The sequence below is a fragment of the Thiobacillus denitrificans ATCC 25259 genome (assembly GCF_000012745.1).
In the GTDB taxonomy this organism is placed as follows: Bacteria; Pseudomonadota; Gammaproteobacteria; order Burkholderiales; family Thiobacillaceae; genus Thiobacillus; species Thiobacillus denitrificans_B.
This window is the reverse complement of the sequence record NC_007404.1, coordinates 1,743,105-1,757,911: the sequence shown is the minus strand read 5'-3', so window position 1 is coordinate 1,757,911 and position 14,807 is coordinate 1,743,105. Positions and strand designations below refer to the sequence as shown.

Here is a 14,807-nt window from a genome sequence, read left to right as displayed (position 1 = left end):
GTAGGGCGAGATTATAACGGCTGACGTTGACGGCGCGCTTGGGTACACTGGCGCCATGACGCGTACAGGCTCGGTACTGCTCGGACTCGCTTTGCTCGCCGGATGCGGCGACACGTGGAACAACCCATACCCGGACAGTCAAGCCGCCGCCCCGGTTCTTTATAGCGCGTTTTCGGAACGTCCGAAGCATCTCGATCCAGCGCGTTCGTATAGCGCAAACGAGGTCGAATTCACCGGACAGATCTACGAGCCGCCGCTGCAATACCATTTCCTCAAACGTCCTTACACCCTCGTCCCGCTGACGGCGGCGCGCGTGCCTGAGCCGCGCTACTACGATGCGTCCGGCAAGCGGTTGCCCGACGACGCAGCGTCGTCGCGCATCGCCGAGAGCGTGTACGAAATCCGCGTCCGTCCCGGCATACGCTATCAACCGCACCCGGCCTTCGCGCGTGACGAAGCCGGGCGCTATCGCTATCACGCGCTCGAGTCGGCAGCGCTCGACGGCAAGAGCCGCATCAGCGACTTCGCCCACCAAGGCACGCGCGAGCTCGTCGCCGCCGACTACGTCTACCAGATCAAGCGGCTTGCCCATCCCGGCCTCAGTTCGCCGATTTTCGGCCTGATGAGCGAACACATCGTCGGACTCAAGGCGCTTGGCGCGGCACTCGAGAAGGCGGCGCAGGCGCAACCCGGACGCCGGCTGGATCTCGATCGCTTTCCGCTTGCCGGCGCGCAGGTGGTCGATCGCTACACGTATCGCATCCGCATCCGCGGCAAGTATCCGCAGTTCATCTACTGGCTCGCGATGCCGTTTTTCGCGCCGGTGCCGTGGGAGGCCGAAACTTTCTACGCCCAGCCGGGCATGGCCGACAGGAACCTCACGCTCGACTGGCAGCCGGTCGGAACCGGGCCCTACTATCTTGCCGAGAACGATCCCAACAGGCGGATGGTGTTGAAGCGCAACCCGTATTTCCACGGCGAGGTCTATCCGGGCGAAGGCAGCGTGGAGGATCGCGCGGCCGGGCTGCTCGCCGATGCGGGCAAGCGCCTGCCGCTCGTCGACGAGGCCGTTTACAGTCTGGAAAAGGAGACGATCCCGTACTGGAGCAAGTTTCTCCAGGGCTATTACGACAGCTCGGGTATCAGTTCCGACAGCTTCGACCAGGCGGTCCGTTTTTCGGCCAAGGGCGAACCCGAGTTGACCGCCAGCATGCGCGCGCAGGATATCCATCTCATTACCGCGGTCGCCGCGTCGATCTGGTACGTCGGCTTCAACATGCTCGATCCGGTCGTCGGCGGGCTCGGCGAGGATCGTCGCAAGCTGCGCCAGGCGCTTTCAATCGCTTTCGACTACGACGAATTCATTTCCATTTTCCTCAACGGCCGCGGCATCCCCGCGCAAGGCCCGCTGCCCCCGGGCCTGTTCGGCTATGTCGAGGGCCCGGCCGGCCTCAACCCCTACGTCTACGAGGCGCGCGGCGAAAAAATCGAGCGCCGGCCGATCGAGACCGCGAAGAAGCTGTTGGCCGAGGCGGGCTATCCGAACGGACGTCACGCCAAGACCGGCCAGCCGCTCGTGCTCTATTTCGACACGATGGCCGCGGGGCCCGACGCCAAGTCGCGGCTCGACTGGATGAAGAAGCAGCTCGACAAGCTCAACGTGCAACTCGTGGTACGCGGAACCGATTACAACCGCTTCCAGGACAAGATCCGCAAGGGCAACGCCCAGCTCTTCGAATGGGGCTGGAACGCGGATTATCCCGACCCCGAGAACTTCTTCTTTCTGCTCTACGGGCCGCACAAGAAGGTCAGCAGCGGCGGCGAGAACGCGGCCAATTACGACAACCCGGAATTCGACCGGCTGTTCGAGCGCATGAAGGACATGGACAACGGCCCCGAGCGTCAGGCCGTGATCGACGCGATGCTCGAGATCGTGCGTCGCGACGCGCCGTGGATCTTCGCGTACTACCCGAAGTCCTTCGGCCTGCGCCACGGCTGGGTCCACAACGTCAAGCCCAATCTGATGGCGAACAACACCCTGAAGTACCGGCGCATCGATCCTGCGCTGCGCGAGGAACGGCGCGCGGCCTGGAACCGGCCGGTGCTGTGGCCTGTCGCCTTGCTCGTGGTCGGGCTCGTCGTGCTGATCGCGCCCGCGGCGAGCGCGTGGCGGCGGCATGAGCGGAAGGTCGCCTGATGCTCGGCTACATCCTGCGCCGTCTCTTCTATGCCGTCCCGATCCTGATCGGCGTCAACCTGCTCACCTTCGCCTTGTTCTTCGTCGTCAACACGCCCGACGACATGGCACGCCTGCAACTGGGCGCGAAGCACGTGACGCCCGAGGCGATCGCGCGCTGGAAGGCCGAGCACGGCTACGACAAGCCGCTCTTGCTCAACGCCGAGGCCGAGGGCAGCGCGCGCTTCACCGACACGATCTTCTTCCGCCATTCGGCGGCGATGTTCGTATTCGAATTCGGCAAGGGCGACGACGGCCGCGACATCGCGCACGAGATCAAGACGCGCATGGGGCCGAGTCTCGCGATCGCGCTGCCCGTGTTCGTCATCGGGCTGCTGGTCAATGTCAGCTTCGCGCTCCTGATGGTGTTCTTTCGCACGACCTACCTCGATTTATGGGGGGTCGTGCTCTGCGTCGTGCTGATGTCGATCTCGGGACTGTTCTACATCATCGCCGGCCAGTATTTCATCGCGAAGCTGTGGAACCTGCTGCCGATATCGGGCTTCGCCGGTGGCATCGATGCGTTCAAGTTCATCCTGCTTCCGGTCCTCGTCAGCGTCGTCGCAGGTATCGGCAGCGGTGCGCGCTGGTATCGCACGATCTTTCTCGAGGAAATCGGCAAGGACTACGCGCGTACCGCGCGTGCCAAGGGCCTAGGCGAAGGGCGCGTGCTGTTCCGCCACGTCCTCAAGAACGGCATGATCCCGATTCTTACCGGCGCAGTCGTCGTGCTGCCCTTGCTCTTCATGGGCAGCCTCATCACCGAATCCTTCTTCGGGATTCCGGGGCTCGGGAGTTACACGATCGACGCGATCCAGGCGCAGGATTTCGCGGTCGTGCGCGCGATGGTCTTCCTCGGTTCCTTCCTCTACATCGTCGGCCTGATTCTTACCGACATCTCCTACTCGTGGGTCGATCCGAGGGTGCGGCTGCAATGACGATCCAGCCGGTGATCCTGTGGACCGACGCGCTGGTCTTCCTGTTGGTCGCCGCCTTGCTGGGGCTGGCGTGGTTCATCCGGCGCCGACCGCATCTGCGCGCGCCCTGGCGGGCGGTCGGCGAGCGTCCGATGGCGGTCGGTGCGGCGCTGGTGCTGGCGGTGTTCGCCACGATCGGGCTGCTCGATTCCTTGCACTACCGCGAGCGTCTCGCCGACAGCCCTGCAGACACGCCCCACTATGCGGTCGACGTGAAGTCGGCATTCGACGTGCTGCTCGGCGACCTGCCGAAGCGTCAGGAAAAGACCTATTCGGCGCCTCTCGCGACGCGGCTTTATGCCAAGGAATTCGTCGAGCGCAATGGCGAAACCGTGCACGACTACCCGCGCTTGCGCTACGGCGGCGCGCATCTGAAGGGTGACGACGCGCGCGCGGGCGACATCGCCCTGCGCGTGCTCGGCGGTCTCGCTGCGGGGCTCTTCGCCAGCCTCGTTCTGTTCGCCTTGCTCGCCACGTGGCAGGCGAGGCGGTTGCGGCGGCCGCTCGGCGGATGGCTTGCCGACTGGCGCCGGGGCCGTCTCGGCTGGCCCGCGCGGACGGTGGTCGTGGTCGCCTCGCTGATGCTGATGCTCGCCGGCGTGATCGTGCAGCTCGCGGCCGGCTACCACGTGCTCGGTACCGACAAGGTCGGCCAGGACGTGCTCTACATCAGCCTCAAGAGCATACGCACGGGCCTCGTGATCGGCACCTTGACGACGCTCGTCACCTTGCCGCTCGCGATCGGATTCGGCATCGCCGCCGGCTATTTCCGGGGCTGGGTCGACGACGTGATCCAGTACGTCTACACCGTGCTCAACTCGATTCCGGGCGTATTGCTGATCGCCGCCGCCGTGCTGATCGTTCAGGTCTACATCGAGTCCAATCCCGAGGCCTTCGACACCGCGGCGGCGCGCGCCGACGTTCGCCTGCTCGCGCTCTCCCTCATCATGGGCGTGACGAGCTGGACCGGCCTCGCGCGACTGCTGCGCGGCGAATCGCTCAAGCTCAGGACGCTCGACTACATCGAGGCGGCGCGCGCGTTCGGCGTCAGCCACGTCCGCATCGTCAGCCGCCATATCTTTCCGAACGTTTTCCATCTCGTGCTGATCGCGATCGTGCTCGATTTCTCGGGGCTCGTCCTCGCCGAGGCCGTGCTTTCCTACGTCGGCGTCGGCGTCGACCCGACGATGTACAGCTGGGGCAACATGATCAACGGCGCACGACTCGAACTCGGGCGCGAGCCCGTCGTCTGGTGGCAGCTCGCGGCCGCGTTCGTCTTCATGTTCACGCTCGTGCTCGCGGCGAACCTCTTCGCCGACGGCGTCCGCGACGCCTTCGATCCCCGCCAGGGAGCGCGCCGGTGAAGCCGCTGTTGCAGGTCGACCGGCTCGTCACCGCGTTCGGCGAGGGTAAAGACGCCGTGGGCGTCGTCGACGGGGTGTCGTTCCGCGTCGACGCGGGCGAGACCTACGCGCTGCTCGGCGAATCCGGCTGCGGCAAGTCGATGACGGCGCTGTCGCTGATGCGGCTCCTTCCGGACGGCGGGCGCATCGTTTCGGGCGAGATCCGGCTCGGCGAAACCGACGTGCGGGCGCTGCCGGAACGCGAGATGCGCCGGGTCCGCGGCGGGCAGATGGGGATGATCTTTCAGGAACCGATGCTCGCGCTGAATCCGGTCGCCAACGTCGGCGCTCAAATCGTCGAGGCGCTTGCACTGCACCAGCGGCGCACGGGCCGCGACGCCCTCGCGGCGGCGCGTGCGCTGCTCGAGTCGGTCGGCGTGCCCGACCCGGAGCGTCGGCTCGATGCCTATCCGTTCGAACTTTCCGGCGGTCTGCGCCAGCGCGTGATGATCGCGATGGCGCTCGCCGGCCCGCCGCGCCTGCTGATCGCCGACGAGCCGACGACGGCGCTGGACGTGACGATCCAGGCGCAGGTGCTCGAGCTGCTGCGTGGCCTGCGCGCCGAGCGCCAGATGGGAATGCTGCTGATCACGCACGACCTTGGCGTCGTGGCGGAGAACGCCGATCGCGTCGGCGTCATGTACGCCGGCGAACTGCTCGAGGAGGGGCCGCGCGAGACGTTCTTCGCCGCGCCGCAGCACCCCTACAGCCGCATGCTGTTCGAGGCCCTGCCACGGCCGGGGGACCATGGGCGGCTCGTGACGATTCCCGGTCAGGTGCCGAAGCTCGATGCGCGGATGTCCGGCTGTCGGTTTGCCCCACGCTGTCCGAGCGCGATCGCGCGTTGCCGCGAGGAGGCGCCGGACTGGCAGGTGCGCGGAGGACAACGCGTGCGTTGTCATCTGGCCGGCGAGCTGCCAACGCAGGGGGCACCTGCGGTCTCGCCACCGCCCGGTTCGGCGCGGGACGCGGCACCGCTGCTGCAGGTGGAGGGACTGAAGGTCTATTTTCCGATCCGCCGCGGCCTGATCCAGCGCACGATCGGCCACGTTCGCGCGGTCGACGACGTCTCGCTGTCGATCCGTGCCGGGCGTACGCTCGCGCTGGTCGGCGAATCCGGATGCGGCAAGACCACCGCCGGTAAGGCGCTGCTGCGCCTGATCGAGCCGACCGGGGGGCGTGTCCTGCTCGGCGGCGAGCCGATTACGCCGGCCAACGCGCGCACGCTGCGGCGCCAGGCGCAAATGGTCTTCCAGGACCCCTACAGCTCGCTAAACCCGCGCATGCGCGTCGAGGAAATCGTGCTCGAAGGCATGGATGCCCTGCGCGTTGGGGCGGAGCGCGGGCGGCGCGAAGCGGTGGCAGCCGTGCTGCGCCAAGTCGGGTTGCCTGATGATGCCGGCGGCCGCTATCCGCACGCCTTCTCTGGCGGGCAACGCCAGCGGATTGCGATCGCGCGCGCGCTCGCCGTCTCGCCGCGACTGTTGATCTGCGACGAGCCGACGAGCGCACTCGACGTCTCGGTCCAGGCCCAGATACTCAATCTGCTCAAAGATCTGCAGGAAAGCCTGGGGCTCGCCTACCTCTTCATCACCCACAACCTCGGCGTCGTCGAATATCTCGCGCACGAGGTGGCCGTGATGTATCTCGGCCGCATCGTCGAGCAGGGGCCCGCCGCCGAGGTGCTGCGCGCGCCGCGCCACCCGTACACCCAGGCGCTCGTCAGCGCCATCCCGCGCATCGATGGCGCAAGCGGGCTGGCGACGCTACATGTGGGCGGTGACCAGCCGTCGCCGCTCGCGCCGCCGCCGGGCTGCCACTTTCACCCGCGCTGCCCGCGCGCGGGCGACCTGTGCCGGCGCGATTACCCGGAACAGACGCGAGCCGGGGACGGGCATTGGGTGCGGTGTCACTGGGTGGCGGGCAGGCTCGGATGAAAACGCCGGAAGGAGGCGCACTTGAACACTAGACACCGCAATTTCTGGCTCGGCAACGGTGTGCTCGCCGTCGCCATGCTGATGATGTTTTTCATGGGGCCGTTGTCGGACGCCCTCGGGATCTGGGCCGCCGTAATATGGATGGTGCTCGCGGCGCTGGGCGTCGCACTGATCATGTCCGACAAGACGGACGAGCCGCCGGCCCCCGAGTGATGCGATAGCGGGGCGGGTCCGGGATAGGTGGTTTAGCCGCGGCCTGGATCGGACGGAACGCGCCGGAACGGTCAGCCCCGAGAATCGAGGAGCGACGCGAACCCTCGCGTCACCTGACCATGCTGATATCGAAGCGGCGGGCGATCGTGAGAAGCGTGTCGCCGCGGTTCGGGGCGTAGTGTGACGGCAGGGCGGCACCCCGAGCGCCCGTCTTGCGCGGTCGCAATGGGGCCGTCTCGCGCGGCGAAGAAACCGGGATTGCCAGTTGCAGGACCTGCCCCGGCCTGAGTCTTGCCCCGACCCCCGGATTGGCGTCCGCCAATTCGCGGGCGCTCAAGCCGTAGCGCCGCGCGACGCCGTAGAGCGTCTCGCCAGCCTTGACTTCGTGTTCGGTCGGCGCAGGACGACGACTGCCCGACTGGTTCGCGGCGATACCGGTGTCACGACGTTTGACCGGCACCAGCACGGTCTGTGCGCGTGCCAGCCTGCCGCGTCTGAGCTTGAACTGGTTGTGTTCGGCGAGTCGTGCCACGCTGACCTTGAAGCGGCGCGCGATCTCCTCGGGCCGCTCGCCCTTGCGTGCGGCGTAGGGTTGCCAACTGTCCCAGTCGCCGGCATCCAGATTGCGCTGGAAACGGTCGGCGCGGTCGACCGGAACGAGCAGGCTGACCGGCGTGTCGGAGCGGATCAGCTTGCGCGGAAAGGCCGCGTTGAGCGCGACGAACTCCTCGATGGTCATGCCCGCCAGCCGCGCGGCCGAATGCAGATCCATGCTGGCGCTCACGCTCACCAGGTTGAAATAAGGCTCGTTTGGAAGCCCGTCTATCGTCATGCCGTATTGCTCGGGATTGCGCACCAGGTTGCGGATCGCGAGCAGCTTGGGGACGTAGTGACGCGTCTCGTTCGGCAGCGCGAGGCTTGCGTAGTCGGTTGGAAGGCCTTGCTGGACGTTCCGCTGGATCGCGCGACCGACGCAGCCTTCGCCGCAGTTGTACGCCGCGAGCGCGAGTTGCCAGTCACCGAAGTCGAGATAGAGCTTGCCGAGGTAGTCCAGTGCGGCCCCGGTCGCGGCGGTGAAATCGAGGCGGCCGTCGTACCATTTGTCCTGCCTGAGGCCGTACAGACGTCCGGTGGAAGGAATGAACTGCCAGATTCCGGACGCCGCGGAGGGCGAGAGCGCGCCGGGGTCGAACGCGCTCTCGATCATGGGCAGCAGCGCGATTTCCATCGGCATGCCGCGCCGCTCGACCTCTTCGACGATATAGAAAAGATAGCGGCGCGCGCGCTCGACGACGCGACGCACGTGTTCGGGCCGGGCTGCGTACCAGGATTCGTGAACAGCGATGAGCGGGTTCGGCGCCGCCTGGTCGTCGATGCGGAAACCGTCGCGGACACGCTGCCAGACGTCGCGCGTGCCAGCTTCAAGGGCGATCGCGGGCACCTCGTCGGCAGCGGGCACGTTATCACTGCCGCCGTTCCATTCGAGTGTGTGGATGCCTTGTCGGGGTTCCGTCGCCAGGCTGTGATGGCTTGCCCAGAACATCAGGGCCGCCAATCCGAGCCGGCCGAGAGGGAGGCGCGCTGCACCGATACGGGTGAATTTGATTCCGGGCACGTGGGTCTCCCGTACTCAAGCAGGCTCCATCCTAAGGGGCGTCCGCCGGGCAGTCAACCGTCCCACCGGTCCTTGGCCGCACGGATCGCGCCGAAGACCGTGGCGGGACCCGGATCCGGGCTGCCGAGTTCGCCGACCGCGAAAGCGCGCATGTCGGCGTCGTGGAAGCGCAAAAACGGGTTCGTCGTGCGTTCGAGCGCGAGCGTCGACGGCAGGGTCGGCCGGTTTTGGGCGCGTGCGGCGCGGTCGATGCGCTCGCGTTCGAGCAGGGCGGGGTTCGCGCCGTCGATGGTTTTGGCAAAGTCGATGTTGCTGAGGGTATATTCGTGCGCGCAGCAGACGCGCGTTGTGGGCGGCAAGGCGGCGAGCGCATCGAGACTCGCCGACATCATCGCTGCGTCGCCCTCGAACAGCTTGCCGCAACCGCAGCCGAAGAGCGTATCACCGCAGAAGAGATGCCCGTTGCCGACGTAGCTGACGTGGTCGAGCGTATGGCCGGGCGTCGCGAGCACGGCGAGCGCGAGGCCGAGTTCGGGAACCGCCACCGAATCGCCGCCGCGCACGACATGACTGACCGCCGGGATACGGGGGTTGTCGGGCGCGTAGATGGCACAGTTATAGCGTTGACGCAGCCAGGTGTTGCCGCCAGTATGGTCGCGGTGATGGTGGGTCACGAGCACCGCGGCGAGGGCGAGTCCGCGGCTGTCGAGATAGGTCGAAAGCACGGCAGGGTCACCGGGGTCGACCGCGACCGCGTATTTCGCGTCGTGCCACACCCAGATGTAGTTGTCCTCGAACGCGGGCAGGGGAATCAGCGTCAACATGATGGACTGCAAGAGACAGGAGGAAGGGCTATGTTATCCAAGCTGAACGCCGGATGGTTCGACACGCCGTTGGGACAGCATCTGCTCTTCCGCGAGCAGCGCTACTTCGACGACGCCGTCTCGGACGTATTCGGCTTCCACGCAGTTCAAGTCGGCCTGCCGAACATCGATTTCCTGCGCAACAGCCGCATTCCGCTACGTGTGAACTGCGCGGTCGAGCCGCCGAGCCAGGTCCGCGCCGACCCGATGTTCCTGCCGTTCCAGAGCCAGTCGCTCGATCTGCTGCTGTTGCCGCATGTCCTCGAATTCAGCGCGAACCCCCATCAGGTCCTGCGCGAAGCCGAACGAGTGCTGCGCCCCGAAGGTCGCCTCGTGCTGGCCGGCTTCAACCCGCGCAGCCTGTGGGGGCTCGCCCGCATCGCCCAGGGCGGCGAGCGTGGCTACCCGTGGAACGGCAACTTTCTCAACATCTCGCGCGTCAAGGACTGGATGGTTCTGCTCGGCCTCGAGGTGGCGGGCGGCAGCATGTGCTGCTATCGTCCACCGATCAACCGCGAAAACTGGCTGCGTCGGCTTCGCTTCATGGAGCCGGCCGGCGACCGCTGGTGGGCGATGGGAGGCGGGGTCTATTTCCTGCAGGCCGTCAAGCGCGTCGTCGGAATGAACATCATCCAGCCGCAGTGGTCGACGCCCGTGGCACGGCGCCTGCTCTCGCCCGCGGCCAAGGTGATCAATCTCAAACACTACCGAATACATCGTGACCGCTGACATCATTTATATATATAGCGACGGTGCCTGCAAGGGCAATCCCGGCGCAGGCGGCTGGGGCGCGCTTCTCGTCGCGGGCGGCCACCGCAAGGAGATAAGCGGCGGCGAGCCGAACACGACCAATAACCGCATGGAGATGACCGCGGTCATCCGCGCGCTCGAGCTGCTCAAGCGGCCTTCGACGGTCGAGGTCCACACCGACTCGCAGTACGTGCAGAAAGGGGTCAGCGAATGGCTGCCCGGGTGGAAACGGCGCAACTGGCGGACGGCCGACGGCAAGCCGGTCAAGAATCAGGACCTCTGGCAACAGCTCGATGCACTGAGCCAGCAGCATCGCATCGTATGGAAGTGGGTGCGCGGCCACGCCGGTCATCCCGAGAACGAACGCGCCGACGTACTGGCCAATCAGGGCGTCTTGCAGGCTCGGCAATATTGATCGAAAGACATGCGTCAAATCATCCTCGATACGGAAACGACCGGGCTCGACCCGGCCCAGGGCCATCGCATCATCGAAGTCGCGGCGGTGGAAATGGTCAACCGCCGGCTGACCGGCAATCACCTCCATCGCTACGTCAATCCGGACCGTGACATCGACGCCGGAGCCATGCAGGTGCACGGCATCACGCCGGAGTTTCTGCAGGACAAGCCGCGTTTCGGCGATATCGCGCGCGAGTTCGTCGATTTCATCGACGGCGCCGAGCTGATCATCCACAACGCACCGTTCGACGTTGGCTTTCTCAACATGGAGTTGCGCCTGCTCGGCATGCCGCTCCTGGCGACCTGCTGCGGCGGGGTGACCGACACGCTGGCGATGGCCAAGGCGCTGCACCCCGGCCAGCGCAATAACCTCGACGCACTTTGCAAACGCTACGCCGTCGACAATACCGCGCGCACGCTGCACGGCGCGCTGCTCGACTGCGAGTTGCTGGCCGCGGTCTATCTGGCGCTGACCCGCGGCCAGGAAAGCCTTTCGATCGGACTGGAAATACCGCGTTCGGAGAGCGGCCGTGCGGCGGACCGGCCGCGGCCGGCAGCGATTTTGTTGCCGGCGGACGCGGAGGAGGAGGCAGCGCATGCGGCGCTGCTCGCGGCGATCGCGAAGGAGAGCAAGGGCGAATGCCTGTGGGGCGTAGAGGCGCCTTGACGCGCGCGTGGGCCCGCGGGCGGGCGATCGCTAGCCGTATCCTGCCGATGCTCGCTTGCGCCTGGCTCGTGGCGTTTTCGAGCCCCGCCGCCGCGGCGCGCGTCGTCGTCGTATTGAGCGACGACTCGGCGCCGTATCAGGAGGTCTATCAGATCATCCGCGGCTATCTGGATCACGGGCGGCATGAGACGGGCAGGGCTTACGCCGACGGCCTCAGCGCCTCGGCGCTGGATGGCGCGCGCCTCGTCGTCACGGTCGGCGTGCGTGCGGCCGAATCGCTCGCGACGCAGCCGGTGCGCAATCCGGTGCTCGCGGTTCTGGTGCCGCGTGCGTGGTACCTCGAGAGCGGCCGCGCGGAGCTCGCTGGGGAAGGCAAGCGCGCAGTATCGGCCATCTATCTCGACCAGCCGTTCCAGCGCCAGGCCCAACTGATCCGTCTGGCCTTTCCCGAGATGACACGCGTCGGCGTGCTGTTGAGCACGAATCAGCGCCAGGTCCTGGGCGAACTCGCGGACGCCCTGCGGGCGCAGGGAATCAGCCTGGTGTACGGCCTGCTGAGCGGAGCGGACCGCCAGATCGCGCAGCTCGAGGCGGTCCTGTCCGAGGCCGAATTGCTGCTCGCGATCCCGGACCCCGGGGTCATCAACCGCAACACTGCGCAAAGCCTGCTGCTGACCTCGTATCGCTACCGCGACCCGGTGCTCGGCTATTCGCGCTCGCTGACGCGCGCCGGCGCCCTCTTGTCGCTGCACTCGAGCCCGGCGCAAATCGGCCGCCAGGCCGCGGAATCGGTGCGGCGCGTGATCGAGACCACGTCTTCGCAACTTCCCGAATCGACGTATCCCGCTTATTTCAGCGTTTCGATCAACCGCCAAGTCGCCCGTTCGCTCGGTTTCGTCCTGCCGCAGGAAAACGAGCTGGAAAAGCGTCTGGGAGAGGAAATCTGATGGCGCTCGCACTCGGGATACGCGGGCGCGTGATCGGCCTGACGCTCGTGCCGGTGGCGATCATCGGCGTTCTTCTGCTGTTCCAGCTCATCAGCGGAAAAATCGACGACCTCGATCAGTCGCTGCGCACGCGTGCGGTCGCCATCGCCCGGCAGCTTGCGCCGGCGGCCGAATACGGCGTGGCGTCGGGCAACATCGACGTGCTGCAGACGCTGCTCGAAAAAGCTGCGGTCGAACCCGACGTGCGGGGGGTCGCGGTGTTCGCCGATGACGGCCAGTGGCTGGCACAGGTCGGGCTGGGCAACTGGGATGACCCGTCGCGCCGCCACTTGTCCACGGACCATATCCAGCAGATCGAATACCCGGATCGCCTCGTCTACTACGCGCCGATCACGCGGACCGAGGTTGCGGTCGACGACTTCAGTTCGGTCGGCGGACGGGCGGGCGCTGCGACCCGTCCGACGCGGCTGCTCGGCTGGGTCGGTCTCGAGGTATCGCGGAGCGCGACGGTCAAGAGTCAACGCGATGCGATCGTACGCAGTCTGCTGATCCTGCTCGCCGGCCTCAGCGTCAGCTTCTATCTCGCGTGGCGCATCGGACGGCAGATCACGCGGCCGATCCTCGCGCTCACGCACACCGTGAGCCGGATCGGCGAGGGGCACCTCGACGAGCGCGTCGTCCAGAGCGGGCAGGCCGAACTCGGCGTCCTGCAACGCGGCGTCAACAACATGGCGGCCCACCTGCAGGCGATGCACGGCCAGATGCAGGCCAAGATCGATCAGGCCACCGCGCGCCTGGTCTATCAGGCGAGCCACGACGCGCTGACCGGCTTGATCAATCGCCGCGAGTTCGAGCAGCGGCTCGAACGCGCGCGCATGTCGGCGCTGGAACAGGGACGGGAACACGCACTGTGCTACATGGACCTCGACCAGTTCAAGGTGATCAACGACTCGTGCGGCCACGCCGCCGGCGACGAACTGTTGCGCCAACTCGCCCTGCTGCTCAAGGGCAAGCTGCGGGAGCGTGACACGCTCGCGCGTCTCGGCGGCGACGAATTCGCGCTCCTGCTGGAAAACTGCAGCATCGACGACGCGCTCGAAGTCGCCGACGCATTCCGCTCTGAGGTGCAGCGCTTCCGCTTCAAATGGGGCGACCGCATCTTTGCGGTCGGCATGAGCGTCGGCATGGTCGCGATCGACGCCGACAGTGGCACTGCCGCCGGCCTCATGTCGGCGGCCGACGCCGCGTGCTACGTGGCGAAGGATCGCGGGCGCAATCAGATCCACCTTTACGAGAGCCGCGACTCAGACCTGGTCCGCCATCGCGGCGAGATGCAGTGGGTCACGCGCATCCAGCGCGCGCTCGAGGAAAATCGCCTGAGCCTCTCCTGGCAGGAAATCCGCCGCACCGACGCAGCACCCGAGCCGGGCACGCGCCACGTCGAGCTGTTGTTGCGAATGATCGACGACGACGGCGGCGAGATCCTGCCGATGGCCTTCATTCCTGCGGCGGAACGCTACTCGATCATGCCGGCGCTCGACGCCTGGGTGGTCGAGGAGACGCTACGGCTGTGCAAGCGCTACCTCAAATCGACCTGCGAGGTGCATTGCCTGTTTGCGGTGAACCTGTCGGGCGCATCGCTGAAGGACCCCACCTTCCGCAAGACACTGCTCGCGCAACTGCAGCAGAATCCGGAACTGGGCCCGCACCTGTGCTTCGAAATCACCGAAACCGCTGCGATCGGCAACCTCGGCGTCGTCAATGGTTTCATCGACGCGATGCGTGGCTTCGGCTGCAGCTTCGCGCTCGACGACTTCGGCAGCGGCCTGTCGTCGTTCACCTACCTTAAAAACCTGCGCGTCGACTACCTCAAGATCGATGGTGCCTTCGTGCGTGACATCGCGACCAACGCGATCGACCGCTCGATGGTCGAAGCGATCCACCGCATCGGCCACCAGATGGGGCTGCAGACGGTCGCAGAATACGTCGAGTCGGAGGAGATTCTGAGTCTGTTGCGCGAGATCGGCGTCGATTACGCACAGGGCAGCGCCGTGCGCCGCCCTGAGCCGATCGACACCTTGTGCGCGCGGGATTGAGTGGGACCGCGCCTCACTCGCCGACGCTGAAACCGGCGTCGACGACCGCCTGGGCCATGGCAGCGCGATCCACTTTGGCGGCGTCGTAGACGACGCGCGCCTGGCCGGGCGTCAAGCTCACTTCCACACTCGCCACCCCGGGCAGCGCGGACAGCACCTTTTGCACACTGCTGACACAGCCGCCGCAGGTCATTCCGTTTACGGGTAGGACGATCTCGTTCATGCCGGCTCCTCGGTTCATTGCAGAACGGGGATTTTATGCCAGCGGAAAAAGAAAAGCCCGCGAGCGTCGCGGGCGGGGGCGTGCCGGAAAATGGCGTTATTTCTTGCGCGGGCGCTTGCGCAAGGTCTCCTTGGTGTGATCGATCAGGCGGTCGGCGACGACTTCGGCGTCGACGGCAAACGTGCCGTTCGCGAGCGCGGCTTTCACCGACTCGACCTTACCGGCGTCGGTCACGTCGACCGAGGCGAGCTGCGATTCGAGCGAACGAATGCGGCTGCTCGATTCGGTCAGCGTGAGCGAGTCGCCGCCTCCCGCTGGCGCCGACGGGGTCTTGCCTGCGCCCTTGCCCTTGGTGGACGAGACCTTGGCGGCGGCGGGAGGAGTGATGCGCTTGTCGATTTTCACGAGCGGGGATCCTGTGAGC

At 66.3% G+C, this 14,807-nt stretch carries 14 protein-coding genes; 10 read left to right on the top strand and 4 right to left on the bottom strand.

What is annotated here, in order from left to right; genetic code table 11:
• Nucleotides 1–55: 55 nt before the first annotated feature.
• From TBD_RS08355 to TBD_RS08335, 5 genes are read left to right on the top strand one after another with little or no spacing between them, the layout of a single operon-like run.
• Nucleotides 56–2,197: an ABC transporter substrate-binding protein gene (locus tag TBD_RS08355; RefSeq protein WP_011312183.1), complete on the top strand. Its 2,142-nt coding sequence runs from the start codon at nucleotides 56–58 to the stop codon at nucleotides 2,195–2,197.
• The gene (locus TBD_RS08350; RefSeq protein WP_011312182.1) at nucleotides 2,197–3,174 is read left to right on the top strand and encodes an ABC transporter permease; all 978 of its coding nucleotides are present in this window, start codon (nucleotides 2,197–2,199) and stop codon (nucleotides 3,172–3,174) included. Before TBD_RS08355 ends, TBD_RS08350 begins: the two co-directional genes overlap by 1 nt.
• Nucleotides 3,171–4,577, top strand: a complete 1,407-nt coding sequence (locus TBD_RS15135) for an ABC transporter permease (RefSeq protein ID WP_011312181.1) — start codon at nucleotides 3,171–3,173, stop codon at nucleotides 4,575–4,577. The genes TBD_RS08350 and TBD_RS15135 overlap by 4 nt, the downstream gene beginning before the upstream one ends.
• Nucleotides 4,574–6,553, top strand: a complete 1,980-nt coding sequence (locus tag TBD_RS08340) for an ABC transporter ATP-binding protein (RefSeq protein ID WP_011312180.1) — start codon at nucleotides 4,574–4,576, stop codon at nucleotides 6,551–6,553. The genes TBD_RS15135 and TBD_RS08340 overlap by 4 nt, the downstream gene beginning before the upstream one ends.
• A 21-nt stretch (nucleotides 6,554–6,574) precedes the next feature.
• Nucleotides 6,575–6,766 (top strand): hypothetical protein, encoded by a 192-nt coding sequence (locus TBD_RS08335; RefSeq protein ID WP_011312179.1) that lies wholly within the window; start codon nucleotides 6,575–6,577, stop codon nucleotides 6,764–6,766.
• A gap of 109 nt (nucleotides 6,767–6,875) precedes the next feature.
• On the opposite strand, the gene TBD_RS08330 is transcribed toward TBD_RS08335, so the two are convergent.
• Together TBD_RS08330 and gloB are read right to left on the bottom strand one after the other, a co-directional pair.
• Nucleotides 6,876–8,381 (bottom strand): transglycosylase SLT domain-containing protein, encoded by a 1,506-nt coding sequence (locus TBD_RS08330; protein ID WP_011312178.1) that lies wholly within the window; start codon nucleotides 8,379–8,381, stop codon nucleotides 6,876–6,878.
• A 53-nt stretch (nucleotides 8,382–8,434) separates the two neighbouring features.
• The gene (gene gloB / locus TBD_RS08325) at nucleotides 8,435–9,205 is read right to left on the bottom strand and encodes a hydroxyacylglutathione hydrolase (RefSeq protein ID WP_011312177.1); all 771 of its coding nucleotides are present in this window, start codon (nucleotides 9,203–9,205) and stop codon (nucleotides 8,435–8,437) included.
• A gap of 30 nt (nucleotides 9,206–9,235) precedes the next feature.
• On the opposite strand from gloB, the gene TBD_RS08320 reads away from it, so the two are divergent.
• From TBD_RS08320 to TBD_RS08300, 5 genes are read left to right on the top strand one after another with little or no spacing between them, the layout of a single operon-like run.
• Nucleotides 9,236–9,973, top strand: a complete 738-nt coding sequence (locus tag TBD_RS08320; protein WP_011312176.1) for a class I SAM-dependent methyltransferase — start codon at nucleotides 9,236–9,238, stop codon at nucleotides 9,971–9,973.
• Nucleotides 9,963–10,409, top strand: a complete 447-nt coding sequence (gene rnhA, locus TBD_RS08315) for a ribonuclease HI (protein ID WP_011312175.1) — start codon at nucleotides 9,963–9,965, stop codon at nucleotides 10,407–10,409. Before TBD_RS08320 ends, rnhA begins: the two co-directional genes overlap by 11 nt.
• Nucleotides 10,410–10,418: 9 nt before the next feature.
• Entirely contained in the window at nucleotides 10,419–11,117 is a 699-nt protein-coding gene (gene dnaQ / locus TBD_RS08310; RefSeq protein WP_011312174.1) for a DNA polymerase III subunit epsilon, read from the top strand.
• A complete protein-coding gene (locus TBD_RS08305; protein ID WP_238376439.1) occupies nucleotides 11,114–12,064 on the top strand; it encodes an ABC transporter substrate-binding protein in 951 nt (316 codons plus the stop codon). The genes dnaQ and TBD_RS08305 overlap by 4 nt, the downstream gene beginning before the upstream one ends.
• Nucleotides 12,064–14,160 carry an EAL domain-containing protein gene (locus tag TBD_RS08300; RefSeq protein ID WP_011312172.1) on the top strand — a complete coding sequence of 699 codons (2,097 nt, stop codon included), beginning with the start codon at nucleotides 12,064–12,066 and terminating at the stop codon, nucleotides 14,158–14,160. The genes TBD_RS08305 and TBD_RS08300 overlap by 1 nt, the downstream gene beginning before the upstream one ends.
• Before the next feature lie 13 nt (nucleotides 14,161–14,173).
• Here the strand turns inward: TBD_RS08300 and TBD_RS08295 are convergent, their stop codons facing one another.
• Together TBD_RS08295 and flgM are read right to left on the bottom strand one after the other, a co-directional pair.
• The gene (locus TBD_RS08295; RefSeq protein WP_041432581.1) at nucleotides 14,174–14,383 is read right to left on the bottom strand and encodes a heavy-metal-associated domain-containing protein; all 210 of its coding nucleotides are present in this window, start codon (nucleotides 14,381–14,383) and stop codon (nucleotides 14,174–14,176) included.
• Nucleotides 14,384–14,479: 96 nt separating this feature from the next.
• Complete coding sequence (flgM, locus tag TBD_RS08290) at nucleotides 14,480–14,788, bottom strand: flagellar biosynthesis anti-sigma factor FlgM (RefSeq protein ID WP_011312170.1); 309 nt, start codon at nucleotides 14,786–14,788, stop codon at nucleotides 14,480–14,482.
• Between the last annotated feature and the right edge of the window lie 19 nt (nucleotides 14,789–14,807).

Coding starts and splice junctions, on each gene's coding strand:
- TBD_RS08355 (WP_011312183.1), top strand. CDS start 56: ATGACGCGTACAGGCTCGGTACTGCTCGGACTCGCTTTGCTCGCCGGA.
- TBD_RS08350 (WP_011312182.1), top strand. CDS start 2,197: ATGCTCGGCTACATCCTGCGCCGTCTCTTCTATGCCGTCCCGATCCTG.
- TBD_RS15135 (WP_011312181.1), top strand. CDS start 3,171: ATGACGATCCAGCCGGTGATCCTGTGGACCGACGCGCTGGTCTTCCTG.
- gloB (WP_011312177.1), bottom strand. CDS start 9,205: ATGTTGACGCTGATTCCCCTGCCCGCGTTCGAGGACAACTACATCTGG.
- TBD_RS08320 (WP_011312176.1), top strand. CDS start 9,236: ATGTTATCCAAGCTGAACGCCGGATGGTTCGACACGCCGTTGGGACAG.
- dnaQ (WP_011312174.1), top strand. CDS start 10,419: ATGCGTCAAATCATCCTCGATACGGAAACGACCGGGCTCGACCCGGCC.
- TBD_RS08300 (WP_011312172.1), top strand. CDS start 12,064: ATGGCGCTCGCACTCGGGATACGCGGGCGCGTGATCGGCCTGACGCTC.
- TBD_RS08295 (WP_041432581.1), bottom strand. CDS start 14,383: ATGAACGAGATCGTCCTACCCGTAAACGGAATGACCTGCGGCGGCTGT.